Source organism: Timaviella obliquedivisa GSE-PSE-MK23-08B (genome assembly GCA_019358855.1).
Classification (GTDB): domain Bacteria; phylum Cyanobacteriota; class Cyanobacteriia; order Elainellales; family Elainellaceae; genus Timaviella; species Timaviella obliquedivisa.
Genome location: JAHHII010000022.1, coordinates 1 through 25786, shown reverse-complemented (window position 1 = coordinate 25786; position 25786 = coordinate 1). Strand labels below are relative to the sequence as shown.

The following is a 25786-nucleotide window of genomic DNA, read 5'->3' as shown; positions in this document are numbered from 1 at the left end:
TTTACAGTCCGTGAAACCTACGCGCTAATGCTCAGCGAATAGGCGGTGTTATTCACGTTGGACTGATTAGCCAACACGTAGTATGCTCCAGCTTGCAGGTTGACAGATCCGTTTGCCCCGATGAGCGAACCAAGCGACTCGTTAGAATCCAGGATGTTGTTGTTGTTTTTGTCCTGATAGATGGTGACATTTGTGTTGATGTCGCCCGCAACATCCGCCTTGCCAAACGTGACCTGCCCCGTTTCGTTTAGCGTGAATCGATAGAGGTCATTCTCGTCCACTCTCCCCACGTAGTCTTTCGCTTCTAGGCGTCCACCTTTGCTCAAGCTGCCCAGGTTGAATGCAGTCGTGGGTTCGCTACCCGGATCGGTAGGAATGTTGCCCGGAAACTGTGTCGTGTTGAACGTGATGTCGTACTGCATCGTGCTGGAAGAAAAGTCTCGCACTACTTGCAAGAAGTAGGTCTCTGTGGAGGGGAACACCGCAGAAATGGGGCGATTTGAGGATACAGAACCGTCACCACTGTCAATGGTTGATTCGTTGAAATCAAGTACCCCGTTGCGATTGGTGTCGTTGTAGAGGCGCATCGTGCCGCCGCCAGATACTTGGCTGAGCGCAATACTGAGGTCGCTGATCTGCCCCAGCCGGAATTTGTAGAATTTATTTTCTGCATCCGAAGTGCCTGCCGTGTCGCGCGATCGCGCGACAGAGCCACCATTCAAAGTCCCCAAATCAAATGGGTTGCTGCGGGTGCCGTTGCCGTTGCTGCCACCGCCGCCACCGCCGCCATCACCGCCGTCGCCAGCAGTTGCAGAACCTGACAGTTTGTATCGGGTGCTCTTGCTGCCGCGACCCAACACCTGCACGTAGTAGGTGCCCGACTGAAGCTGCCGAGTGATTTGCTCTGCCTGTTTGCCGCCCTTTCGCGATCGCGCGATCGCCTTACCAGCGCGATTCAGCAACAGCAAGTCGGCATTTGCTTGCAGGTTAGACAGTTGGAAGTTGACATTACTGCTGCGTTTGAGGCTGAACTTAAAAAAATCGGTGCGATCGCTCGGACCAACAAGATCCCGCCGCGCAACGGGTTTGTTATCCAAAACGCCTAGCGGACGTGCGCTGCTTAGAGAATTATCTACCATGTGAATCAAATACAAGTTTTAGTGCATTTCAACGGTAATCGCTCCATTTAATGATTCACTTGACTATACCCGCCAAGAAATTGACCGATCACGCCATCAACCTTACGGTTCATTTGGATCATTTAACATGCCGGACAACAAATCGAGGAACGTATATTTCAGAAATTTTGTGATTTTTGCGAAAAATTTGAGATCCAGGATGGGAAGCAAGTTTCCGCGATCGCCATGACTGCTTGTGTTAAAGAGTTTGATCAGCAACAGGCGAGCACTGCTGGATTTTAACGACATGTGAGCAACCTGCTCGAACCGACCGAGTTAATCCAAGCGATTAATTATTTAATCGAAAGGAGTAAATATGACGAAATAAGTCATCAGAAGCAAGACAGTATGGTTTGCTAATAGAGCTAGACTTTAGCAAGAGGCACAGTGATGACAATGTTTCGGTTTCTCCTGCTCGAAGATAAATTGCTGGATACTGAACTGATCCAAGTCGCATTGATGGACAGCGGTATTGAGTACAATTTGCTGCGGGTAGATACTCGTGCTGACTTTGTGACAGCGTTAGAAACTGAGACATTAGACTTGATTTTGGCGGCTTATGCGATGCCTGGTTTTGGGGGTCTTGCTGCACTAGAAGTTGCCTGTGACTTGCGCCCTGAAACTCCATTTATTTTTATCTCTGCCAGCTTAGGCGAAGAACTGGCGATCGAAGCTCTGAAATGCGGAGCTACAGATTACGTTCTGAAGCAACGGTTAGAACGGCTAGCCCCCTGTGTCCAACAGGCATTACGAGAAGCACAAGAACGGCGCGATCGCTCCAGTCTTGCCTTACGCAAATCGGAAGCAAAATACCGGACTTTGTTCGAGTCGATCGACGAAGGCTTTTGCATCTGCGAACTCCTGTTTGACCAGAACGGTACTTCAATTGATTATCGGTTCCTCGAAGTCAATTCAATGTTTGAAGCAATGACAGGACTGGAGCAAGCACTAGGCAAAACAGCACGAGAACTGGTTCCTAATCTCGAAGCAGATTGGGTTAAAACGTATGAGAGAGTGGTGCAGACGCGAGAATCTGTGCGGTTTGAGCAACAGTCGATCGCGATGAACCGTTGGTTTGATGTCAACGCTTTTTGCATTGGTGAACCGCGAAGTAATCAGTTTGCCATTTTATTCACCAACATCACCGATCGCAAAAAAGCTGAACAGGAGCGCGATCGCTTTCTCGCCGTTGGCTCGGATCTACAAGTCATTACAAACAGCCACGGCTATTTTCAATGGGTCAGCCCGACTTTTGAACGAGTGCTAGGTTGGTCGTTGGACGAAATGATCTCGCGTCCCTGGACTGATTGTGTTCACCCAGATGACCTTAATCCATCTATCTCGGAAGTCAATCATTTCTTCTCTGGCAACGAAACCTTTGCCTTTGAAAACCGTTATCGGCACAAAGATGGCTCCTACCGCTGGTTTCTCTGGAATGCCCAGCCTTACTCAGAAGAAGAGGTCATTTACGGAGCTGCTGTTGATATTACCGATCGCAAACAATCTGAAGAGGCATTGCGAGAAAGTGAAGAACTGAAGGAGAGCATTTTGGAGAGCAGTAGAGACTGCATCAAAGTTTTAACGTTGGATAGCAGAATCTTCTACATTAGTGCAGGTGGGCTGTGTCTGCTAGAAATCGACGATCCAGCTTCGATCTTGAATACGGTCTGGGTTGATAAATGGCAAGGCGAGGATTATGAAAATGCAAAAGCTGCGATCGCTGCCGCCACAATGGGGGGTACAGGGCAATTTCAAGGCTATCTTCCTACTGCTAAGGGCACCCCGAAATGGTGGGATAGTATCGTTACGCCTGTGCAAGATGCAGCCGGGCGGGTTGTGCAACTGGTGGCGATTTCTCGGGATATTACCGATCGAAAACAAGCCGAGACTGCCTTGCAAAAGAGCGAAGAGCAGAGCCAGAATATTCTAGACAGTATTACAGATGCATTCTTCGCGCTGGATGAAAACTGGCTATTCACCTACGTGAATCGAGCCGCTGAAGCAATGCTCGATCGCTCCCCCAGTGACTTAATTGGAAAGAACCTGTGGGAAGAATATCCAGGTCTCAATGGTAGCGAGTTTGAGCCGCTTTATCGGCGCGCCGCATCTGAGCGCGTGGATGGATCATTAACTGCGTTTTATCCCGATCACGATCGCTGGTACGAAGTCCATACCTATCCAGCCGCTAATGGAGTCACAGCCTATTTCAGAAATGTTACTGACCAAATTCAATCTGAAACAGCCCTGCGTCAAACCTCCGCCGAACTCGAACGACAACTGCAAAGGTTTGACGCGATCGCCGCTTCCGTACCCGATTTCATTTACACCTTCGATCGATCAGGACGATTTACCTATAGTAATCAGCAGTTGCTCAACCTTTTACAAAAAACGTCGGCTGAGGTGATAGACAAAAACTTTTTTGACATAGAATACCCAACCGACTTAGCAACCCAGCTGCAAAATCAGATTCAGCAAGTCATTGAGACACGCCAACCCGTTAGGGATGAAACCCCCTACACAAGCGCGTTTGGGACTCATGACTATGAGTATATCTTCGTGCCGCTTTTAAATGCAAACGGCACAGTAGAAGCAGTCGCGGGCGTGACGCGAGACATCACTGATCGCAAACGCCTTTTACAACAAGAGAAATCCGCCCGTGAAGAAGCCGAACGGGCTAATCGAATTAAGGACGAATTCTTAGCGGTACTGTCCCATGAACTGCGATCGCCCCTCAACCCAATTTTGGGCTGGACACGTCTACTGCAAAGCCGTACATTTAATCCCTCTCGTCAAGCTGAAGCCCTGAAAACGATCGAGCGTAATGCCAAATTGCAGTCGCAGCTGATTGAAGACTTGCTCGACATCTCTCGGATTATGCAGGGGAAACTATCTTTAACAGCAGCTCCCGTCAGTTTAACGTCTGTGATTTCTGCTGCCCTTGAAACCGTGCGTTTGGCAGTAGAAGCGAAGGGTATTGCGCTAAAGATTGATTTAGACCCAGCAACCGCGCTGATTTCTGGTGATGCCGCCCGTTTACAGCAAGTAGTGTGGAATTTACTCACTAATGCAGTTAAATTCACACCTAACGGCGGACAAGTAATCGTTGAACTGCGACAACTCGATCGCTTAGCACAAATACGGGTGATCGATACGGGCAAGGGCATTACTCCTAATTTTCTGGCCCAAGTATTTGAGTATTTTCGGCAAGAAGACGGCTCGACAACGCGCAAATTTGGCGGCTTAGGATTGGGGTTGGCGATCGTGCGCCAAATTGTAGAAATGCACGGAGGCACGGTTTGGGCAGAGAGCCAGGGGGAGAATCAAGGCGCGACCTTTATTGTGCAGTTGCCTATCTTACAGCAGACAACCTCGATCTCATCTGAGCCCATTGCCATCCCGGCAAGTGAAGAAGTACTTTTAGAAAGCATTCAGATTTTGCTAATAGATGATGAGCAAGATGCACGCGAGTTGCAGGTATTTTTGCTGGAACAAAGCGGCGCAAATGTAACAGCCGTTACCTCTGGTTTAGAAGCATTACAAGCGCTAGATCAATTCATTCCCAATGTCATTGTGAGTGATGTGGGCATGGCTGATATGGACGGCTATATGCTAATCCAGCAGATTCGATCGCGCTCACCTAACCAAGGCGGCACGATTCCAGCGATCGCCCTGACTGCTTATGCAGCAGAAGTTGACCAACAAAAAGCACTTCAGGTCGGATTTCAAGTCCATCTCACAAAACCTGTGGAAGCAGAGAAGCTGGTAAAAGCGATCGCTAGTCTGTGTCTACGTCACTAACTTTTGAAGTTAACTAAGCCTGCTGAAGAAACGGTGCAAATGATGCCGTTTAATTCGTCGTCTCTGAAAAAGAAAGGAGATAGGGCGATCGAGCCATAGCCGATAAGTGCTAACCCTATGACAGAAGAATGGATAAAGCCTCTATGCAAAAAAAAGATTTATTATTCTGGCGACATATCCAGTCTATTGATAGTAGGCATCGGGTAGAAACTGATGTCGTACCGTTGAGTTCGGTCCATCTGCGCCAATGAGTAAATCTGCCGTAATTTGAATGCCATCAGTAAAGGTTGCTGTTACCTGTTCACTCGTCTGCTGAATACTGTTCAATTGTTTGCCAACATGATAATGCTTAGCGGGAAAATGTCGCCGCATGGAACTGTACAATAAATTCTAAGAGGTAAGCATTTGACGCATCGGCATCGGTTGAGCAATGCTGCCATCTGGGTTCAAGTAATAGCGTTCAGTTTAACGATCAACGTCGCTTAATCTTACCCTCTTGAGCAATTCCTTTAACTTCATCTCCAAAATGCTTGATTGGTAGGCAATTGCTCTCAACCCCTCGATCGCCCTCATCTTTATCTAAAGCTCCGGTGATCGTCACCAAAACCATGTCTTCGGTTCTGCTAAAATGCGACTATCGAGGGGCTTTAATGTGTCTGCCGAATAAACCCCCCACTAATGCCTCGTGCAGGGTCTCGCAGTTTAATATCTGGCGCTACTTTGAAGGCGCACGGTAGAGGAGTTGACCAGCAGAATTCGTCCTCCCGAGGAGAGAAGTAATTAATATCATTAATTTGCTGTTTAGTTGTTAGAGATTCTTGTAAAGGAGGTGGTACCAGTAAATAAAAAGTATCGTATTTCAAACTTGAGCTTATCAGCCAGCTAACAAGCAACCAGGGAATTACCTGAATCATTTGTTGAAACTTACGTGACAGGGGTTTGAAGGCAACCAGGCGATCGGCAGCCAGTATTTTCTGTTGCAAAAACCGATGCCCATTGATACTTAAATAGAGAACTGGAATGACCAGGGTGTAAGAGATACTGAACCTGAAAAGTGGAGAAGTGAGCATGATAAAACCGATGCCCGAAAACCCGATCGCTAGTACAGGAATGAGACGATGATGATGAGGCTGCTTAATAGAGTAGCCTAGGATATTAAGGGCAGCAAGGCTAGAGCTAGCAATCAAGAATGCCGTCACTTTATTTAACTTATCGTCCTCAAACCATTGCCAAAGCAGCCAGATCCATAAATTGCTTCCTGTTGGAGAATCTCCATACCAATTACTCCATTGATGGGTTCCTTCTACCACTTTTTGTACATTCGTAGAAGCAACTGACCAGGGCAGATCTAGGCAAAGAAGTGATGAAGGGTAAAGAGGGCAGCCAGAAGTGATAACTCCAGAAAGTAGAGCAGGTAAAATTAGCAGAGTAACGATGGTTCCTATATATCCAATTTGACGAAAGGTAGGTTTGCTGACCAACAGCAGCAAAAAGGTAACCCATAACAGTGGAAGTGCAGTGAGCTTGATCGCTACGGCTCCTGCCGATAGAATAATTGGCACTGTTGAGGAAGAGTTAAAAAAAGAGAGAGAGGGAATGCTGATCAGCAGCGACCAGGTGATAATTCCTACCAATAATAAAATAGGGAAGTCAGGAGATGGAGAGATTAGAAGATTTTGTAAAAGCTCTAATCTTAAAATCATCATGAAAATAAAACTTAGAAATAAAGCCAAGAACCAGTCGCTAATCACAGCTTGTTGCTTAAAAAAATGATGCAGACAAATTGCTGCACTTAAGACTGAGATAAATAAGGCAAATCCATTGATGACTGCGCTGACCTGAGCAGCAACTTCTATAGAGCTAAAAGTTGCAGTTAAGGCAAACCACGAAGAGGTAAATCCCAAGTTACTGAATAACAAAGCAATGCCAGGAACTACTCCAAACTGCCGCAGCCATTGAATAATACTGTAGTGATAAAGACCTGTATCAAGCCAAGTGACTTCGCGGGATGTCAGATTTGCCAAGCCAATTGCTAGGGCAAGTGTTGCCCATAAAGCAGAAGGCGAAACTTGTGACTTCAATGCTATTAGTTCTCTTCGAGCGGCGGCGGAGCGCAGTGCTATGCCAACAAGACTGAATGCCACTAAACCGCCAACTTCACTCGATAATGGAACAAGGAGCGCAGTTGCCAGAAGTACAGACGCTAAAACCGTTATGCCTAGCCAAACAGCAGCAATAAAGCGATCGCCTTGCCGTTGAAATTGAGTAGCTTTTAGATCATTCAGTATTCCAATTCCAATGACGTAACAAAGCTGAAGAAGAATAATCCAGACGATAATGAAGTACAGCATTGGGATAGGATTAGTATATGACTCAGGAGCTAAGCAGTTTCACTTTAGGAAATTACGTCTACTTGGATCTGTTTGTCTAAATGGCGCGATCGCTCCCAAAAGAAGCCTGCTACATTTGCAACCTGTGAGACAAATAAAAGCATGACTAAGCTTACTGCCTGATCAGGAAGTGCAACAGCAAATGGATAACTGAAAAGTTTTGAATAAAACGAAAACGGCTCTACTTTAATACCTGTTTGTAGTCGATCTGCCCGAACTTGATGGAAGCAAAAAGCACCCCGCCCATAGTTAAAGTGTTGCCGCCAAAAAGAACGTAATGTTAACTTATGAGCATGGTAAATTTTAACTTCTGGTGCATAGCTCATCTGATAGCCGTGGTGCAACCAGCGATCGCAAAATTCCCGGTCTTCCCCGGCTGCCAGCGAAAAAGCAGTGCTGAAGCCGCCGAGCGAGCGAAACTGCTCTGTGGGCATTGCAAAATTGTTAGAGGCAAAGAAGAAAGCGCCGTCTGATTTGGCATTGTAGTAGCAATACAGATAGTTAATAAGGGTCTGACTCGCTGTTGAAAATAGGTTGTCAGGGAGCGCATTGAGCGTTTGCCCCCCCACCAGGCGATCGGGAGCAGATGTAAAGTACTGTTCGAGTGCTTCCAAATAGTTTGGCGCTACACAACAATCATCATCCGTAAACACTAGAAAACGACCTGCTGCATGATTTGCTCCTGTATTTCGGGCTGATGCAGGTCCCGCGTTGGTCTGTCGAATTAATGTGATCTGAATTTGCGGCTCGAACTCAGAAACGGTCGAGGATAGCGGTGCTTCGCTGCCGTCATCAACAACAATCACTTCAAAGCGATCGCAGGGATAATTAAGCTGCGCGATTGATTGCAGACACGTTGTTAACCGCTCTGGGCGATTATAGGTTGGAATGACGATCGAAAAAACTGGGGATTGTGGATTCATAAGTCATAAGAACATGGAGTAAGCTGAGTGGCGCAAGATTGAAAATGATTGAGCTAGCGTTTGTTGAGGATGAATACGCAGTGCCCACAGCAAGCTAGAAATTGCGGCTTGCTTCTGCCCCATTCGATAAGATGAGTGAGCATGTTCCAGAATGAAACTTGCAAATCGTTTGGGATGGGCACGAAACGCTGTTTGATGTTTAGTAATCAATCGCCGAAAACTCTCTTGGCGCAAAATTCCGTTGCGAGAAACTCTGTCAGCATCATGGGAATACAGTTGATAAGTGACGATCGGTAGACCCAAAATTGAACAGGCAGAATTGAGACGCAGAAATAGCTCTGAGTGAACTCGCGATCGAAATGTTTCATCCCATCCACCAATTTTTTGAATGATGGCTCGTTCTACAACCATTGTTTGCTTTGTATTGTAAGAATATTGCGGCTCTAAATCTTCCAGCGCAAAATGGCATCCTTTGAGACGAACAGACGGCGGTGTTCGGACTCGTAAAACCTTGCCCTGAGTATTGATTACTTCAATTCCAGAAATGATTGCGATCGGCGGTGAAAATGTTGTTGTTAGCAGTGCTTGTAGTGAGACACTTGCCATATGTGGTAGTAAGCGATCGTCATCATCTAAATACGTCACCCAGCGCCCTTGAGCGGCTTCAGTACCAACATTACGAGCACCTGCCCCGCCCCGCCCTGGCTGAAGGCGAATCAGTTTGAGATTAGACTGTGAAGGCAAGATTACAGGCTCGGTTGAAGCATCATCTACGACAATAACTTCAATTTCTTTAGCAGTTTGCTCCAATGCACTTTGCACCGCTCGCTGTACTAGTTGAGGGCGATTGTGAGTCGGAATAATAATGCTAAGTAAAGGACTGCTCATATCAGATTGATGTTACTTTAAGGGTGGCAGCAGGAGGTTGTTAAAGGGCGACACTACTCCACGATCGAGGCTGATAAAACTTGCAGGACTGCATTTTCCCATTTGACAAAACCGTAAAGCGAAATGACTCGACCACATCAAAAGTATAAACAGAATCTTGTTTGATTTTAACTAATGCTGTATACGATCCAGGTTCCAATCCTAAGTACGGCATTTGCATCTGTATCTCATGTGAACCCCTCGAAAGGTTGAAGAAAGTATTGTCATTGTCACCGCTCAAAAATAGTACTGTACCTACACTGTCATCACCTCCTACCTTGGAAACTTTAAAGTGAAGCGATACATTGGTTAGAGGTTTTCGAGCCAGACAACTGACACAAAAACTGATGGGTTCGCCTACGACAAGAAGACTTGAAATTTCATCTTGAGGGTTTTTGAAGTAAAGAGATTGAATATCTAAACCTGAGCTTTCCGATTCTGGCTTTAAAGGTAAAACCAGACGATTTGAATAATGTTCAACTCCACTAAGAAATAAATCCTTTTCATACTGCGTCACAATTTCATCCACTGCACCCGCATGAATAAGCCGTCCTTTAGCTAAATAAAGTGCAGAATCACAGGTGTTGAGAATTGCTTGAGTATTGTGATTGACCAAAATAAACGCAACTCCGTTTTGACGGAGCTTGTGCAAACGCCGATAGCACTTTGCTTTGAAATTAGCATCTCCAACTGCCAGCACTTCATCAATCAGCAAAATATCTGGTTCAACATAAATGGCGCAAGCAAATCCCAAGCGGGCTGCCATCCCTGAACTGTAGGTTTGTACAGGCGAGTCGATCGCGTCTTCAATCTCGGCAAAATTGATGACATCATCGAAGCGTCGTCGAATTTCGCGGGTTGACAGTCCCAAAATCGACATATTTGCATAGATGTTTTCTCGCCCAGTCAGGATTGGATTAAACCCCGCGCCCAGCGCAATCAAAGGTGCCAGCCTGCCGTTAACTGCAATCCGCCCAGTATCGGGTTTAATCAAGCCGCTAAGCATTCGTAGCAACGTACTTTTGCCCGCACCGTTTGAACCAACCAAACCTAATGCTTCACCAGGTCGAAGGTTAAAGCTAACGTCTTTCAGTGCCCAAAACTCTCCTCGCCGCAAAGTGTCGCTTTTACGAGATCTACCCGTTAATTCGGCAGCAATGTCTTGAACGCCATAACCAAGCGATCGCCGAAGTTCTCGACAAAACTTTTTGGAAACCTGTTCAACTGCAATAACACTACCGCTATCTGTTGCAAACGTAGATCTCTCCTCGGTTTTAGTATTAATCATGAACTAACTCTTTCAATGACATAGGGCATAGCAAGGCGAAAAGCAATCCAGGCTAGAAATAGCCCGATGAACGTCAAGCCGCTGACGATCCAGAAACCTGTAACTTCTGAAAGAATACCTGTTGTAGAAAGCTCCCGAATTGTAACCAACAATGGAGTGACAGGATTGAGCCTGACTAGCCAACCTAACATTCCTTGTTCTGGAACAGAGTAGACAACTGGCGTTAGAAATAGCCAAAAACCCGTAATCATGGCTAAAGCTCTGGAAACATCTTGGTACAGTACTCCTAACGGCGATAGTAAGGTGCCTATTAATGTACCTAACATAATCAGATGAATTAGAGCTACAGGAGCTAAAATAATCGTCCAGGCAACCGAAACTTTATAAATTAAGAATAATGCCACGATCAATATTAGCTTGACGACAAAATTACACAGCACTTCACCTATTTTTGCTAAAATAATTGCCTCACGGGGAAAGTTAACTTTAGCAATCATTGGCTTTGCCGTTACTACTGCTTGCACTGGACCACTGACTGCTTCCACAAACGTTTGCCAAATTGCCGTGCTAAACATCACATACACGGGGTAGGGCAATTCGATCGCCCCTGGTTGAAAAATGTTCGCTTCGCTAGCGAGTGTAAAGCCGATCGCCATCACAATGGGTGGAATAAATGCCCAGAAAAAACCCAACACTGACTGACGATACTGAGCGCTAATATCTCGCACCATTAGTCGCCATGCCAATTCGCGGGAGGCTAGTAGATCGTGCCACATTTGCCTAAATAGCTGTCGTGGATGCCGCAACGTCCCTTCAGGGGTATAAACAACTTTAGGAAATTGACTTCTCATGAGGATTTACTGCTCAAGTGAATTTGTGGCGTTGCTGAATTTAAGGCTGCTGAATTTAAGGCTGCTGAATTTAAGGCTGCTGAATTTAAGTATGGGTTGCTTTTGGCATGGCGAGTGGTGAGGTAGCGATTTAAGGTGCGATCGCCTTGCACCAGAAGCGATTCCAGAAACTTGCTGTAGCGTCCAAAGGTGACGCGATGGACGACAGGCGCAATGATCGTCATCATCCGCCGACAGCCCACTTTCTTATAGCGATTTTGGAAGTACCCATCTTCAGACAAGTTCCACTTATCTCTGAGGCGATGCAGGCTCGCTAGCGTCCAAGCGTCACTCCAGCGCAGCATATAAAAGGGCAAATCTGACCATTCGATCGGTGGACCGGGTACATAAGTAACGATACTGGCAGGCTCGAAGTAGATCTTGCCGCCAAGCTGAGTTACCGTTAAGCAAAAGTCAAGATGCTCTTTAGTGTTGAACATGGCTTCGTCGAGTCCGCCCGATCGCTGAAAAATCTCGGTTCGCACTAAGACGCAGTGAAACTCTGCCAGTTCCGTCGGAGTGCGCTGAAGTTCATGACGAACCTCATCAACGCGCTTGCCCTGCCGATACATTTTTTCGCGCAGCCGTCTTCTGCCCGTCTTATCGACCCAGATATGCGACTCGCCTCCGGCAAAGTGAATGATTTCATGAATGGGTTCGTGCTGACACATCAGCGGCCCCACGATCGCCGCTTGCGTTTCGTCTGCACAGTTCACCAGCGCTTCAAGCCAGCCTGGAGAAACAATCACGTCGTTATCAACAAAAACCACATACCGGGTTTGAACGTAGCTCAATCCCAAATTACGGGCTTGATTGGGCGATAGGTAGTTATCAGTGCGAATCAGTTGGAAGTCGCGCTCGTCGGCTTTCTCTTTGAGGTAGTGATGGACTTTCTGGGGAGAATTACCATCGACATAGACTAACTGAAAAGGAAGCGTAGTGTATTCGTAAATGCTCTCTAGCGAATCACGAGTGCAACTAAAGCGTTCACGCGGTACGACAACGATCGTGACCTGCGGTTCCTGTTTAGGCAACGAGTTAGCGGTAACCATACATCACTCCTTTGATAATTTCATGAGGTCGAGATTGACTGAGCGATCGCGGGTTGCTGTTGCATTTTTACCCATAGCAGACGTTGATAGAGTTCCTCCAGCTTAGTATTGAGTTGGTTCATATCGTAGTGTGCCTCAACGTAGGCGCGTCCAGCTTTACCCATGGAAATCCAGCGATCGGGCTGGTCGATTAGCAAACCTAATTTCTCTGCAAGAGCGTCGGCATCACGCTCTGGTACGAGAAATCCAGAAATACCGTCTTCCACCAGTTCAGGGATACCGCCGTGTAGCGTACTGACGACGGGCAAGCCCATTGCCATTGCTTCTTTAAGAACATTCACAGGCGCGTCCTGATTGCCATCAGCAGCAGTGACGCTGGGCGCAACGAAAATGTGGCAGCAATCGAGAATTTCGATCAGTTCGCGCTGATTTTTCTGACCATGCAGCGTGACAAGGTGGGCAATTCCCAACTCCTGAATTAGTTGTTCAAATGATTGTCTGAGCAGTCCATCACCGACGATATGATACTCCAGATTGGGATAGGTTTGAGCCAGTTTTCCGATCGCCCGAATGCAATATTCAATTCCTTTTTTCTCAACTAATCGTCCGGTTGTAGCGATGCGAATTTTGCCATCTGCCCCGATCGATCGCGGCATAAAAGCAAACTGATTGCAATCGATGCCCGAACCGTGAACGATAATCTTGCGTTGATCACAGCCAAGCTGAATTACACGCTGCCGAAAAAACTCGCAGTTTGCTAAGAAGAAATCTCCGGTTTTGAACAGGCGATCGTAAACCTGTGTGCCGTACTCATCAACATAGCTGCTAATGTCATGACCTCGAAATGTCACAATTAATTTTGTCCAAGGTGCGCACAAATTTTGGAGCAGCATTCCGCGAAATCCTTGCGTCCCAAACTGAGCATGAACAACATCATAAGGCTCTTTCCCAGCCAAAGCAGGAACTGTATGCAATAGCCATAAAGAGGCAGCTAGAAATCGGTATCTAAAAATATTCAGCGATCGCAACAGCAACTGCGGATAGCTGCTATATTGCAAAATTAGTTGCAGTCCGGTGATCGCCCGTGTCAGTAAATTCTTAGAAACCGGAGTGAGATAGTAAGTGCGATCGATTAGACCGTATTTCTCAACAACGGGGTGAACTTTAGAAGTATCTCCGGAGAATTCAGAGTAAATATCGACTTCATGACCGCGATCGATTAAACCTGAAATTTGATTCAGAATAAATGTTTCTGATAGCATCGGAAAGTGACCCACAATAAACGCGATTTTCATAATTGCCTTCCCTTTATCCTCGTGATGAAACGCCGCCGAGCTTGAGCCGAATTTTCTCAAATCCACGAATGTATTTCACCCATAACGATATGAAATATATTTCGGCTTTTTGCTCCAACGTTCTAAGATTTGAGTTTGAAAGAACATTGGGAATCTCTAAAACCGGAGATAAAAAGTCTTCTAAAACGCTTCTGACAAAAAGTTTGTTGCGTTGCAGTGCCGTCCCGCAGCGCTGAATTTGTGCATCATAAATGCCGCCTGCTAAACGAATCGATCGCTTGTATAGTTCAGCAAAAGAATGTCTCGCCGGATGTGCGACACAGGCATTCTCAGCATAAACTTGCTGATAGCCGTGAGCCGCAACGCGTCGTCCCCACTCAAAATCACCGTTCGATTTAAGTGTGGCATCAAACTGCCCGACGCGATCGATCACCTGCCGAAACGTAAAGACGTTCGCCGTTGAGCCATATTGATACTGCTCTAAATGTTCTCGTTGCTGAAACGCCATGATATTTTCGTAGCGCTCTACAAGCGTCAGTTTTGCCGGATTCTTAAAAAAGATATCAATCTTACCTGCGACTAAACCACAGTTTGATGTATTTAGCAGAACGGTAACACCATTTTCAAGCCAGTTGGTTGCAGGAATACAGTCTGCATCAGTAAAGGCAATCACTTCTCCTTTCGCTAATGCCAATCCTCGATTGCGAGCGGCATAAGAACCAGTTTGAGACTCAAAGGTCGTAATCACCTGTTCAAAAGCAGTAGCCACTTCTGCAACGTTTCCCTCTGTTGAACCGTTGTCAATCACAATCACTTCATACCACAACTTTGAATAGGTCTGCTGCTCCAGTGCCGCCAGACAGCGCTGAAGTCGATCAATATCGTTGAAGACCGGAATAATAACAGAAACAAAAGGCGTTGAAGTCATAAGTTTGTGGGTGGCGATCGCGCCAGAAGCGTGAATCTTAAGCGGTCAATCTCTAGTCGATACTCCTCCTAGCTTTAAGCGAATCAACTCACCCGCGCTGACATAACGGACAAAAAACATCACTAGCGCGACTTGGATTTTCTGCCAAACACTTCTCAGTTCTACATGGCGAGACACCATTAAAACAAAATTAATAGGAGGAACTAAATTTTCAATCAGCGTCTTGAAGTAGATCCAGTTTTGCGCAAAGAGCGATCGATTGCGGCAGTACAGATCATAAATACCTCCGGTCAATCGAACCGTGCGTTTAAAAAGCTGAGTAAACGAGTCGCGCGCTGGATGAGCAATACACGCAGACTTAGCATAAACCTGCGTGTATCCAAAAGCAGCAACTCGTTGTCCCCATTCAATATCACCACTTGATTTGAGGTCAGCGTTAAAGTCACCGACGCGATCGATTACCTGTTTAAAGGTGAATACATTGGCAGTTGCTCCATAGTGATATTTCTCAATTAACTTCTGTTGAGGAAAAGCAGTAATACGCTCATACAATTCAACTGGAGTGGCGCGATCGGGATTTTTGAAAAACACTTCGACGCAGCCTGCAACGAGTCCACAATTTGCCGTTTGCAGTAGCGTCCCAACGCCCTGTTCCAGCCAATCAACAGCAGGAATGCAGTCTGCATCGGTAAAGGCAATCACTTCTCCTTTGGCTAAGGTAATGCCACGATTTCGGGCTGCAAAAGAACTGGGAAATTCTTCGGTGGCAACTGTGATACCTGCAAAAGCGGCAACAATTGGAGCGATCGCCTCGCTTGGCTCAGATCCGTTATCAACAACAATGATCTCAAAGCAAGTTTGTGGATAAGTCTGTTGCGCAAGCGCTTGTAGGCAAACTTGTAAGCGCTTGGCATCGTTGAGAACTGGAATAACAACGGAGACAAAGGGATGGCGATCGCTCATGTTACACTCCTTGTGCTTTTGAAACTGCAAGATCTATTTGCTCTTGCGGCTTTGAAGATTTCCATTCTTCTTTAGTAAATTCCTCGTGGTAAGAGCGCTCAGTGTTGATGTCCCACAGATCGTGCTGTTCGCCCAAAATATTTTTAACTGCCAGCATTGCAGTCAACATAGAGTGATCCTGATTGTTGTAGCGGTGCAAACCGTTCCGTCCTACAGTTTGTAGATTTTCAAAGGGCTCCAAGTAGTCTTGAATGACTTTCAGGTGCCGCCGATACTCGCCGTCATAAACAGGATACGCTTTAGGCTGGCGAATCACAGTGCCATCTTCAACATCTCCAGGCTGCACTCCCAAATTAAGCTCGATCGCTTCTTTCGTGGCCAGAGCGATTAGCTCTGCTTCAGACATTTCCCACAGTGCATCCCCTTCACTACAGAAATACTCCATCCCTAAACAGGTCTTGCTTTGATCGGGAACCATTGCCGGACTCCAGTTCTTAAAATTCTGAATCCGACCGACTCTGAATTCGGGACTGTGAATATAAATCCAGTTGTCAGGAAATAGTTCAGACTGGTTGACAATTAGCGAAACAATCAAAAAATCCCGATATTTTAAGCCCCGCGCTGCTTCAAGAATGTGAGGGGGCGGCAGCGGATTAAGACGGTGAACCAGGGTTGTCACAGGCATCGTAGAAATGAACTGATCGCCCGTAATCTCAAAGGTTCGATCGCCCTGTTTTGCAGTGATGCCTTTAATTAGCGTGCCTTCTCGCTGAATGCGCGTCACCTGCGTGTTGAGGTGTACCAAATTACCTTTGTTCTCAAGAATCTCCTGGCAGCGTTCCCACATCATTCCCGGCCCCAAAATCGGGTAGTCAAATTTTTTGATCAGGCTTTTGGCGTTTTGGCTACCAAATAGTGCGTTGACCACTGCTCGCTTTAGCGACATGTTCTGAATCCGCTGGGCAGCCCAGTCTGCCCGAATTTTGTTGCAAGGAATGCCCCAAACCTTCTCAGTGTAGGTTTTAAAGAAAATTTGGTAGAGGCGTTCACCAAAGCGATCGATTACCCATTCTTCAAAGGTTTCTGGCTCAGGCGTAAGCTGAAGTTTTGCTTTGACTTTCGCCTTTAAATAGCTCATCAAAATGAAAAAGCTAGGGACAATTCCCAAATTGAAAAGTGTGTTGACCAGCGAAAGCGGATAATTGTAAAACTTGCCTTGGTAGTAAATCCGGGAAAGACGCGGAACCTGAATAAATTCGCTAGCTAAAATCTCTTTCCAGAACTTTTGTACCTGCTCAATTTTGCTAAAGAAACGATGACCGCCAATATCAAATCGATAGCCTTTGTAGGTTTCGGTGCGAGATATGCCCCCTACTTTGTCAGCTTGTTCGATCGTAACGGACTGAATGCCCTGCTTGAGTAATTCATACCCTGCTGTCAGTCCGCCAGGCCCTGCCCCAATAATGACAACAGGCGAAAGTTTCGTTCTCTCTTGGGATACATGCATACTTTAGATCTCAATGATGATTGGACAAAAACGACCTAAAGCGATCGCTATTTCTAACAAGTAAACTCATTGCTGCAAGCCCAAACCTCACAGCATCAATTGGTTTAAGCTTGGGAAAACCTATTTTTTGCGCGGGGGAACAAGTGATAGCGGAGCGTTGCGACTGCAAAAGCAAACCCACTGTAAAAGTAGTAAAACCAATGCCAGGGAATCACCTTGAGAGCAAACCCCAGTCCCCGCTTTTGTAGAAAGAATCGATAGACGGGCCAATTAATCAGGAGGAGCGCAATGCTCGCAAGTCCAACTACGATCAGAAGTTTTGACCACCATAGCGCACTAATCGAAGCCAGCAACAGACTGTAGGTGAGTACGACGCTGAGACGGCTTGACGTTTGCAAATTTAGATCATTGACAAACTGTCGATCGCGCCATAGCAATTCAGACCAGGGCAGCGCTCGATAGAAGATTTCTGCCCGCAACAAATTAACTGGCCCCCAATGTTTGAGATGCTTGACCTGCACCTGTTTACAAAGACAGATTCGGTGCCCAGCGCGTCTGAGACGATAGCCCAGTTCAATATCTTCAATCGACGGATAGCGATAGGACTCATCAAAACCACCGATCGCCAAAAATACCTCGCGTCGAACTGCACCACAGGCTCCCCAGAAAGTTGAAGCTTCCTCGCAGCCCGTCTGGTGGGTGTAGTGATGAAAGAGGTTTTTGTACTGCGATAAAAAGTTGGCTGCACCCGGTGCGTCATCATAGGAACCAATCAGGGCAGCAATCATCGGCTGATTCTGAAAAGTTTTTAATGCCTCCGCCAACGTGTCATGTGCAAGCGTCACATCCGCGTCTAGGAAGAAGAGAATATCCCCCTGTGCTGCTTTCGCGCCAAGATTTCGCGCTCTTGCAGGTCCCCCTGTACTGTCAAGCAGAATGACTTTCGCTCCAGACGCTTCAGCAAGCTGCCATGAGTCATCTGTACCACCATCAACTACGATAATGGTTTCAATCGCGGCAGTGGCAAAGCTCTTCAAACTCGCCAAACAGCGGCGGAAGCTTTCTCCCCCATTGTGAACAGGAACAACAATTGAAAGGCTGAGATTAGTAGACAAAAACGCGTCAGATGACAAAATTTCCACCATCTAGTTACCTTGCTATTGAAAATATCTTGGCACTACCGACCCTTTACTAAGAAATCGCCTCTGCAGTGGTTCTACTAAATTACACACACTAAAAAAAGAAAGAGTTACGCAATATACTAATTGCATCATAGGGGTTTCATCAGAGTTACTAGCTAAAACCTCTGTACTTAGGATGAATTAGTTTCAGGTAAAGAGATGCTAAGCAACAGTATTTTTACTACTTCTTTATTAGATATGATTTCTCATATAGTTTATGTAAAGAGATTATAAATTTACTGCTCCATGCCCTCTTTTACAACGTCTTCTAACAAATAAAGTGAGTTTAAATATCTGTCTAAGGAAAGATAAAGGCACCCTGAATAATTGGGCAGCAGAATGAATTAACATTTATCCGATTAAGAGTAACAAGTTCATTCTTTTCCCATTCAACTTTCATTAATGGTGTTTCAAATCTCAGAGGATTTTTTATCCCATCGTAATCACTCTCGGTACAAATTCAACGGTTACAAATTTATCAGTAATCGTGTTTTTCTTGAACCAAACTGGAGAAATGTTTCTTGTTTAGAAATGGTGTTCGCCTCAGCTTTCATGCCTGTCCGAAGCTGACACTGACGATTACCCTGCTCTAATGAAAGCTGATTCGGTTGTATTGTTACCTCATAGTAATTAGCATTGCTGCTATGCAGAAATTGCATTGTTGCAGTTGAAGAATCAGTGATAGTTGGAGCGATCGCATCAGGAGACACTGCCATGACAATACCTTGCAGCGTGCCGTAGTCAGAGTAAGGACAGGCACTAATTCGCAGTTGAGGAAGTTGTCCCGTTTTGACCTTGTCTACGGACTGAGTTGCCACTTTTGCTTTGATAACTAATGCATTGTTGCTGGGTGCAATTTCAACCAAGCTATCGCCAGTGCGGACTACTTGCTCAACGTTCCGCAGACTCGATCGCAGCACGATACCAGAACTGGTTGCCCGAATCACATACTATCTTAGATGGGGCTGTTGCTGAGGCTGCGACCCATACAGCGGCGAACTTGCTTAGGACATCATGTACATTTAGGACGATCGCTTCGCGATCGCTTACCGTCTGCAATAACGGCTCCGTCCTCTTCAGATAAGTCCTTTGAAGAGCTTTCAGAATCAGAAAATAAAAGCGCACCCGTAAGATGCAACTCATCAACTAAAGTCTTAATCATTGGAACTCCTTTCTTTCAAATCGAAACTGAGGACAGATTTGCAATTTGATCATGTCTGTAATTTAAGTAGTGGATTTGTTTCTACCCTCTCAACACAATCTAGTTCTTACTGAGCCATGATTCAATCTTTATAAGTGTTTTCTCATGCTCTTCTTATCCTCCTCTTACTCAAATCCTGAAATTCTTAGTAGTTTTATTTGAGGCATCTCTCTAAGGGCGTATTTATAGAAATGCGCTCTAACCGCTAGTGCTACTTGCTTGGATGTGCATACTTCAATCAACCTCTAGGAAAAAGGCTAGATGAAGCTCTGATTGTAGACTTTACAGATAGGGCTGACATAGGAACTTTTATATCTGACGAATTCTGACTAAAAGTCAGATCAGAATATCGGAAGAGTCAAAATCATAGGTCATTGAATGACAACTACTCTTAGAGGATGTCTGAGAAGTATCAAGGATTCTTACACTCGCCCCCCAACCCCCCATTCTGGGGCAGGGACTTCCGCACCACTCCTCCTTCAAAGTCCCCCATTCTGGGGGATTTAGGGGGCGGATCGGATAACAATCTAGACTTCTCAGACATCCTCTTACTTTCCTTTTCAGATAAAGCTTTTAGAATGACTGACTTTTTCCGACAGACATTCCTATTGAAACTGTTTATCTTACTCAATATCGGTACACCACTGTTAGCTACTTGTTAACTACAGTTGATTCAGAAAAGGTAAAAATATTATGAATGCATCCTCTACATCCTATCAAGATTCTGATTCTTGCTCAAACTTTTTACAACTGCTTCAGCATTGGTTAGATCATCTCGAAATTCACGATCGCCGCATTGCCCATTGCATTGCAAAACTGATTCCGGCTCAATGTCCATTTGAGCGCAATATCACCTGCTTTGGACGGGCGATCGTTCACATTCCTCCCTTATGCAAGCTCAATCCTATCTACGATCAATTGGTTGGATTGCGCTTCCGAGCACTCTGTTATCTTGCAGAAGAATGGGGCGAAGATATTACTGCCTACTGCTGATTAGTCTTTGAAGCAACAGCTTCCTGAGAAACTGTTAAGAGGCAACGCAACCAAAAGAATAACCAAGATGGCATCTATTAAGAGGGCGGTGAGCAACTAACGCTCCAGCTTTTTAAAGCAACAGAAGGCTATGAGGAAGCCTTTGAGACTGCTCTTGAACTGACCTGAAGATTAGCCCTTACTCTCATCTGAGGTGTCTGGATTCGTAATGTAATCTCTCAGTTTACCAAGCCTTCAAACCTGTAGAACATTAGTGGATGAAACCTGTCGATCGCCAGATTTTGGAAGATGAGCAAATTTCTCTGCGGTAGGATAGGCTGCTGAAATAGATAAAGCTGAGCTAAAAGCGTACCGGGTCTTATCGATAAACTGCATAGTTTCAATGCAGTTTATCGATAAGACCTCTAAATTTGTAACAAAACGAACAAAACCAAGAAAACCCTAAGAGTAACTTTGAACCGGGGCAGGATCGATAGTTTGGGTTCGGCTCTCTTGATAGAAACTTTCAGGACTCCATCACCCTTGAAATTTGGATTAAATGCGTGAGGAAATCTTAACTCTGACTAAGCTTTTCATGTCAGGCAGATGCCTATTGGGGAATTGCTTTACTAGGTGCAAAGGACAGTTTTAAACGCTTTTTTCACTAAAGAAGGATGGAATCCATGGTTAAAAACAGGACTGATAAACAAGGTGAATTACTGCAACAGTGATTAGTCAGCAGTTCGTAACATGAATTACTGTTAATAAGCACTGTTGCGTATCTGTTTACCTTTCTTTATTTTGCTGCCTGTAGCGAAGTAGCAAATGCAGTCATGTCCCCAGCTGCACTTCAGCTAAATTCTAGAGGAAAATACAGTATGCTTCGCGGACTCTTGTCGTTTAGAGATCCTTATCGGATTCTCAATTATGCCTGGTTTGCATTCTTCTTGACGTTCGTCGTCTGGTTCAACTATGCTCCGTTTGTAACGACGATACGTGAGACAATGGGCTTGTCTGTGGAACAGTCTCGCACCATTAGCTTGTGTAATTTGGCGCTAACAATTCCAGCTCGAATCATTATCGGCATGGTTCTCGATCGCTTTGGTCCACGCTTGACCTACTCAGCGCTACTGGTGTATGCTGCCGTTCCTACTTTAGCATTTGCCTTTGCTCAAAACTTTAACCAACTTGTTCTGAGTCGCCTAGCATTGAGCATTGTAGGCGCAGGATTTGTAGTAGGTATTCGGCTTGTGGCAGAGTGGTTTCCATCTAAGCAAATTGGGTTAGCTCAAGGTATTTATGGCGGCTGGGGTAACTTTGGCTCCTTTGCTGCCGAGGCTCTGCTCCCTTTGCTGGCAACTGGAGCTGCCTTCCTAGCAGTAGGTCAGACCAACTGGCGTTTGGCTATAGCATTAACAGGGATCATTTCAGCCGTATATGGCGTGTACTTCTACTTCAATGTGCAGGATACGCCACCAGGCACAGTCTATCAGCAGCCGGCCAAAGATGGTGGCATGGAAGTTACTAGTGCTAAAAGCTTCTGGGCGTTGATTGCCTCTAGTTTTCCGCTGTTTTGTACCATGGGACTGATTACTTGGCGATTGTCTCTAGTTAAGTTCCTGAGTTCATCAACCCTGTACATTATCTGGGTTGCCTTAATAGGGTTTTTCTTGTTGCAGTCTTACAAAACTTGGGATGTGAACCGGGATGTAGTATCTGGCAAGAAGACGTATCCTCCCAACGAACGATACAAAATGGGTCAGGTAATGGTGTTGAATTTGGCCTACGCAGTTAGCTTTGGTTCTGAACTGGCAGTAGTCTCTATGCTACCGGAGTTTTTCGAGCATACTTTTAACATTGGACACAACATTGCAGGTCCGATCGCAGCTAGCTATCCGCTAATGAATCTAGTTTCCCGTCCAGCCGGTGGTTTTATTTCTGATAAAATTGGCAGTCGTAAATGGACACTGACTGCTTTGATCGGCGGCGTTGGCATTGGCTATTTGATCATGAGCCAGATTAGCAATGGCTGGCTCATGACGATTTCGATCGCTGTAACAATGTTTTGCGCGTTCTTCGTCTTTGGTGCGGCAGGAGCAACGTTTGGTATTGCGCCCTTGCTAAAACGCAGCATCACGGGACAAATTACTGGTAATATCGGTGCTTATGGCAGCGTTGGCTCAGTCATTTATGCCACGGCCTATAGCTTGCTGCCTCCAACCACCGCAGGTAATCAAATTTTCTTTCAGTTCCTGGGGTGTTCTGCACTTGTAGTCTTCTTCCTTTGTGCCTTCCTTCTAGAAGAACCTGTCCAGTTTTCGACAGAGGAAATAAAAGAAGATCCGGCTTTTTCTGGACACTAATTTAATGGAAGTGAATGGGCGAATCAATAGACAAGTAAAAAAGATGGATTTAATCACTTTACTAACATCACTGCTAATCTCTGTGTGCGACAGAACAGAATGGGAATATGGTGAATCTTGGATTACTGATGCGGCTTGCCCAGTTTTAGAACTGAGTCCTGCTTGGTGCGTGAGTACTGATTTAGATATGAGGCACGCCATTCCCTGGATGCAGTTTCAAGTTTGTAGTAAATCGTTTGTGTTGCGTCCTGGCGAAGGGTTACCGGGGCGCGTCTGGCGATCGCAACAACCTGAATGGTTAGAGAATGTTTCAGCACAGTCAGAAGCATATTTCTTACGGCATCAAATAGCAAAAGCACTGAGCGTTAAGGCTGGGTTTGGAATGCCAGTTATGGTCAATTCTCAAGTATTAGCAGTGGTTGTTTTTTTCATGTCTAAGGAGCGATCGCTCGATGCAACGCTAATCGAACAGACGAAGGCGGTTGTTGAAAATTTCCAACACGAATATTTAACCAATGTTCTGATTTGAGGCTATAGATCTGAGAGGATGTCTGAGAAGTATCAAAGATTCTTACACTCGCCCCCCAACCCCCCATTCTGGGGGACTTCCGAACCAATGCTTCTTCAAAGTCCCTCAGAATGGGGGATTTAGGGGGCGGATCGGATAGCAATCTAGACTTCTCAGACATCCTCTGAGGTAATGTACGTCGGATTTTGACTCACCAGAAGTGCTTCTGTGGTTTCACAGCTTAGGGGTTTTGAAAACAAATACCCTTGACCAAACTTGTAGCCAAGATGTTGCAAACACTCCAATTGGTAGAGGGTTTCAATTCCTTCAGCGATCGCATCCAGTTCTAACTGATCACTCAGCCTCGCAATCGTTTCAACAATCTGATAATTTTGTTTCTCTGACTGAATTTGGTTTACAAATGAGCGATCGACTTTAAGGTTGTCTACAGGTAAACGATGTAGATAGTTTAACGATGAATATCCAGTACCAAAATCGTCAATGCTGATTTGAATGCCCCGTTCTTTCAACTGACTGAGCAGAGCAATCGTAGAATCAATATCTTCAATCAACATGCTTTCGGTAATTTCTAAAGTCAGGCAATGACCATTGAGGCGGGTGTGAGCCAACACGCGATCGACTTCCCCTAGCAAATCAGGGCATTGTAAATCTTGGGCTGAAAGATTAACGCTTACCTTCAGATGAGAAACGCTAGGGAAAGCAGTTTGCCAGTCTGCCAATTGCTGACAGGCGGTTTGCAGTACCCAATAGTCTAGAAGCGTAATGAGTCCTGTTTCCTCCGCTATCGGGATAAACTCCATCGGTGACTTTATACCCTGAGTGGGGTGTTGCCAGCGCACTAAAGCTTCAAATCCGACCAGGTGTCCTGTTGCTAAGGCAACAATGGGTTGATAGTGAAGCAGAAATTCGTGACATTCGATCGCCCGACGCAGATCGTTTTCTAAATGCAACCGACTCAAAGCTTGCGTGTGCATCTCTGCGTCAAAAACTTCATACCGCGCCTTTCCCCTAGACTTTGCTCGGTACATGGCAATATCAGCATCTCGTAACAGATCAGAGGCTTGCAGATAGTCTCTTGTGCCCAGCACAACTCCAATGCTAGCGCTCACATATACTTCCCGTCCTCCAACCGTCAGGGGTGCCTGTAGCGCTGCAAAAATTTGTTCTGTAACCCGAGCAGCTTCCTGAATATCTTTTATTTCTTCTAGCAAAAGCACAAATTCATCGCCTCCTAAACGCGCCACAAGATCTGCCCCACGGAGCGGGGCTTGCAGTTTTTGAACAATAGCAATAAGTAGTTGGTCTCCAGCTAAATGTCCCAGACTATCGTTGATGACTTTGAAGCGATCGAGATCGAGAAATAAAACCGCAAAGTGATAATTTTCCAGGCGTTTGGCTCGATTAATCGCTAATTCCAAACGCTTCATCAAGAGATTGCGATTAGGCAACCCGGTTAGCGCGTCGTGGAGAGCATCGTATCTTAACTGATTCCTAACCTGGATACGCTCAGTCACATCACGGGAGGTAGTTTGAAGCTTAATAACTTGCCCAGCAGCATCAACAATAGGCTTAGTGAGGGTTTCAAACCAGATGTAGTTGCCAGACTTTTGACGCATTCGATAGGTAATCGGGGTGTTGTCAGCAGAGATCAGGGTTAGATCTCCTTGCTGATAAATTGGATTGCGATCGTCGGGATGGAGAAAAACACAAGGATCTTGTGCCAACATTTCATCACACCGATAGCCTAGAAGCGCTTCACAGGATGGGCTGACGTAAAGGTATTGACCATTTAATTCGTGCAAGCAAACCAGATCATTCGTATTTTCGGCTAACAACCGATAGCGGGCTTCACTCTCTCGCAGCGCTTCTTCTGCTTGCTTGCGATCGCGCAGGTCGATATCTACACAATATATTTCTTGCTCACCTTCAGGATTAATTAAAAGAATGTGACTAGAGTAAACCGCAACTCTAGAGCCGTCTTTTCGCATCAAGCTCAATTCATCTGTTGGAATAACTTGTCCCTCTGCCAGCCAATTCTGAATCCCTGCAATCACCTCTTGCCCCATCTCTGGAGGAATAATCAAGTCCTCCAACTGTCGACCTATTGCTTCTGATTTACTGTAGCCATAAAGTTGTTCGCTGGCATTGTTCCAGTAGATGACCTGGCGGTGACGGTTATATCCTTGAACCGCAATGTTAGGAGTAGACTCAAACAGATGCCGAAATCGCTGTTCACTTTGTTCTAATGAGGCTTCAACCTGCTTGCGATCGCTAATAAGCTACTCAACATTTAACTTGCAAGTAGCCCATTTCCTTTGTTCTTCACTTTTCGTTGCCACTTAATCTTTAGTTCTCCTTGATTCAGGAGGCGATCCAGTAGCTCTCTCAATTCTTCCACCGA

21 protein-coding genes and 1 pseudogene are annotated in these 25786 nt (G+C 45.6%); 4 read left to right on the top strand and 18 right to left on the bottom strand.

Translation table 11 applies throughout. From position 1 onward, the window contains the following. Positions 1-17: 17 nt before the first annotated feature. Positions 18-1139, bottom strand: a complete 1122-nt coding sequence (locus KME11_22195; GenBank protein MBW4517924.1) for a PPC domain-containing protein — start codon at positions 1137-1139, stop codon at positions 18-20. A 429-nt stretch (positions 1140-1568) separates the two neighbouring features. Here KME11_22195 and KME11_22190 point away from each other — a divergent pair, with 429 nt between their 5' ends. Further along, a complete protein-coding gene (locus KME11_22190) occupies positions 1569-4976 on the top strand; it encodes a PAS domain S-box protein (protein ID MBW4517923.1) in 3408 nt (1135 codons plus the stop codon). Positions 4977-5159: 183 nt separating this feature from the next. Here the strand turns inward: KME11_22190 and KME11_22185 are convergent. From KME11_22185 to KME11_22115, 15 genes and pseudogenes are all read right to left on the bottom strand, one after another. After that, a pseudogene (locus KME11_22185) lies at positions 5160-5396 on the bottom strand (FAD-dependent monooxygenase). A 52-nt stretch (positions 5397-5448) separates the two neighbouring features. Continuing rightward, the gene (locus KME11_22180; protein ID MBW4517922.1) at positions 5449-5586 is read right to left on the bottom strand and encodes a hypothetical protein; all 138 of its coding nucleotides are present in this window, start codon (positions 5584-5586) and stop codon (positions 5449-5451) included. A gap of 37 nt (positions 5587-5623) precedes the next feature. Further along, positions 5624-7327: a hypothetical protein gene (locus KME11_22175; GenBank protein ID MBW4517921.1), complete on the bottom strand. Its 1704-nt coding sequence runs from the start codon at positions 7325-7327 to the stop codon at positions 5624-5626. Between the two features lie 44 nt (positions 7328-7371). Beyond that, entirely contained in the window at positions 7372-8289 is a 918-nt protein-coding gene (locus KME11_22170; GenBank protein ID MBW4517920.1) for a glycosyltransferase family 2 protein, read from the bottom strand. A 3-nt stretch (positions 8290-8292) separates the two neighbouring features. Next, positions 8293-9177 carry a glycosyltransferase gene (locus tag KME11_22165; GenBank protein ID MBW4517919.1) on the bottom strand — a complete coding sequence of 295 codons (885 nt, stop codon included), beginning with the start codon at positions 9175-9177 and terminating at the stop codon, positions 8293-8295. 40 nt (positions 9178-9217) lie between these two features. Next, positions 9218-10504: an ATP-binding cassette domain-containing protein gene (locus KME11_22160; protein ID MBW4517918.1), complete on the bottom strand. Its 1287-nt coding sequence runs from the start codon at positions 10502-10504 to the stop codon at positions 9218-9220. After that, positions 10501-11355 carry an ABC transporter permease gene (locus KME11_22155; protein MBW4517917.1) on the bottom strand — a complete coding sequence of 285 codons (855 nt, stop codon included), beginning with the start codon at positions 11353-11355 and terminating at the stop codon, positions 10501-10503. Before KME11_22155 ends, KME11_22160 begins: the two co-directional genes overlap by 4 nt. Next, positions 11352-12446 (bottom strand): glycosyltransferase, encoded by a 1095-nt coding sequence (locus tag KME11_22150; GenBank protein MBW4517916.1) that lies wholly within the window; start codon positions 12444-12446, stop codon positions 11352-11354. Before KME11_22150 ends, KME11_22155 begins: the two co-directional genes overlap by 4 nt. A gap of 20 nt (positions 12447-12466) precedes the next feature. Then, entirely contained in the window at positions 12467-13741 is a 1275-nt protein-coding gene (locus KME11_22145) for a glycosyltransferase (protein ID MBW4517915.1), read from the bottom strand. A gap of 13 nt (positions 13742-13754) precedes the next feature. Then, on the bottom strand, positions 13755-14669 hold the full coding sequence (locus KME11_22140; protein ID MBW4517914.1) for a glycosyltransferase family 2 protein: 915 nt from the start codon (positions 14667-14669) through the stop codon (positions 13755-13757). Positions 14670-14714: 45 nt separating this feature from the next. Next, positions 14715-15632 (bottom strand): glycosyltransferase, encoded by a 918-nt coding sequence (locus KME11_22135; protein MBW4517913.1) that lies wholly within the window; start codon positions 15630-15632, stop codon positions 14715-14717. A 1-nt stretch (position 15633) separates the two neighbouring features. Further along, a complete protein-coding gene (locus KME11_22130) occupies positions 15634-17139 on the bottom strand; it encodes an NAD(P)/FAD-dependent oxidoreductase (GenBank protein ID MBW4517912.1) in 1506 nt (501 codons plus the stop codon). Between the two features lie 104 nt (positions 17140-17243). Continuing rightward, positions 17244-18284: a glycosyltransferase gene (locus tag KME11_22125; protein MBW4517911.1), complete on the bottom strand. Its 1041-nt coding sequence runs from the start codon at positions 18282-18284 to the stop codon at positions 17244-17246. A gap of 503 nt (positions 18285-18787) precedes the next feature. After that, positions 18788-19267 carry an HlyD family secretion protein gene (locus tag KME11_22120; GenBank protein MBW4517910.1) on the bottom strand — a complete coding sequence of 160 codons (480 nt, stop codon included), beginning with the start codon at positions 19265-19267 and terminating at the stop codon, positions 18788-18790. 65 nt (positions 19268-19332) lie between these two features. After that, on the bottom strand, positions 19333-19482 hold the full coding sequence (locus tag KME11_22115; protein MBW4517909.1) for a hypothetical protein: 150 nt from the start codon (positions 19480-19482) through the stop codon (positions 19333-19335). A 732-nt stretch (positions 19483-20214) separates the two neighbouring features. Between KME11_22115 and KME11_22110 the strand changes: the two genes are divergently transcribed. Beyond that, positions 20215-20514: a Mo-dependent nitrogenase C-terminal domain-containing protein gene (locus tag KME11_22110; GenBank protein ID MBW4517908.1), complete on the top strand. Its 300-nt coding sequence runs from the start codon at positions 20215-20217 to the stop codon at positions 20512-20514. Positions 20515-20748: 234 nt separating this feature from the next. Here KME11_22110 and KME11_22105 read toward each other — a convergent pair whose 3' ends face one another. Next, positions 20749-20889 (bottom strand): hypothetical protein, encoded by a 141-nt coding sequence (locus KME11_22105; GenBank protein ID MBW4517907.1) that lies wholly within the window; start codon positions 20887-20889, stop codon positions 20749-20751. Positions 20890-21371: 482 nt separating this feature from the next. Between KME11_22105 and KME11_22100 the strand changes: the two genes are divergently transcribed. Together KME11_22100 and KME11_22095 are read left to right on the top strand one after the other, a co-directional pair. Continuing rightward, positions 21372-22856, top strand: a complete 1485-nt coding sequence (locus KME11_22100; protein MBW4517906.1) for a NarK family nitrate/nitrite MFS transporter — start codon at positions 21372-21374, stop codon at positions 22854-22856. A gap of 82 nt (positions 22857-22938) precedes the next feature. Continuing rightward, on the top strand, positions 22939-23385 hold the full coding sequence (locus KME11_22095; GenBank protein ID MBW4517905.1) for a GAF domain-containing protein: 447 nt from the start codon (positions 22939-22941) through the stop codon (positions 23383-23385). A 152-nt stretch (positions 23386-23537) separates the two neighbouring features. Here KME11_22095 and KME11_22090 read toward each other — a convergent pair whose 3' ends face one another. Further along, entirely contained in the window at positions 23538-25661 is a 2124-nt protein-coding gene (locus tag KME11_22090; GenBank protein ID MBW4517904.1) for an EAL domain-containing protein, read from the bottom strand. Between the last annotated feature and the right edge of the window lie 125 nt (positions 25662-25786).

Coding starts and splice junctions, on each gene's coding strand:
- KME11_22155 (MBW4517917.1), bottom strand. CDS start 11,355: ATGAGAAGTCAATTTCCTAAAGTTGTTTATACCCCTGAAGGGACGTTG.
- KME11_22135 (MBW4517913.1), bottom strand. CDS start 15,632: ATGAGCGATCGCCATCCCTTTGTCTCCGTTGTTATTCCAGTTCTCAAC.
- KME11_22125 (MBW4517911.1), bottom strand. CDS start 18,284: ATGGTGGAAATTTTGTCATCTGACGCGTTTTTGTCTACTAATCTCAGC.
- KME11_22100 (MBW4517906.1), top strand. CDS start 21,372: ATGCTTCGCGGACTCTTGTCGTTTAGAGATCCTTATCGGATTCTCAAT.
- KME11_22110 (MBW4517908.1), top strand. CDS start 20,215: ATGAATGCATCCTCTACATCCTATCAAGATTCTGATTCTTGCTCAAAC.
- KME11_22170 (MBW4517920.1), bottom strand. CDS start 8,289: ATGAATCCACAATCCCCAGTTTTTTCGATCGTCATTCCAACCTATAAT.
- KME11_22150 (MBW4517916.1), bottom strand. CDS start 12,446: ATGGTTACCGCTAACTCGTTGCCTAAACAGGAACCGCAGGTCACGATC.
- KME11_22190 (MBW4517923.1), top strand. CDS start 1,569: ATGACAATGTTTCGGTTTCTCCTGCTCGAAGATAAATTGCTGGATACT.
- KME11_22115 (MBW4517909.1), bottom strand. CDS start 19,482: ATGATTAAGACTTTAGTTGATGAGTTGCATCTTACGGGTGCGCTTTTA.
- KME11_22165 (MBW4517919.1), bottom strand. CDS start 9,177: ATGAGCAGTCCTTTACTTAGCATTATTATTCCGACTCACAATCGCCCT.
- KME11_22145 (MBW4517915.1), bottom strand. CDS start 13,741: ATGAAAATCGCGTTTATTGTGGGTCACTTTCCGATGCTATCAGAAACA.
- KME11_22140 (MBW4517914.1), bottom strand. CDS start 14,669: ATGACTTCAACGCCTTTTGTTTCTGTTATTATTCCGGTCTTCAACGAT.
- KME11_22160 (MBW4517918.1), bottom strand. CDS start 10,504: ATGATTAATACTAAAACCGAGGAGAGATCTACGTTTGCAACAGATAGC.
- KME11_22180 (MBW4517922.1), bottom strand. CDS start 5,586: ATGGTTTTGGTGACGATCACCGGAGCTTTAGATAAAGATGAGGGCGAT.
- KME11_22130 (MBW4517912.1), bottom strand. CDS start 17,139: ATGCATGTATCCCAAGAGAGAACGAAACTTTCGCCTGTTGTCATTATT.
- KME11_22195 (MBW4517924.1), bottom strand. CDS start 1,139: ATGGTAGATAATTCTCTAAGCAGCGCACGTCCGCTAGGCGTTTTGGAT.
- KME11_22175 (MBW4517921.1), bottom strand. CDS start 7,327: ATGCTGTACTTCATTATCGTCTGGATTATTCTTCTTCAGCTTTGTTAC.
- KME11_22105 (MBW4517907.1), bottom strand. CDS start 20,889: ATGCAGTTTATCGATAAGACCCGGTACGCTTTTAGCTCAGCTTTATCT.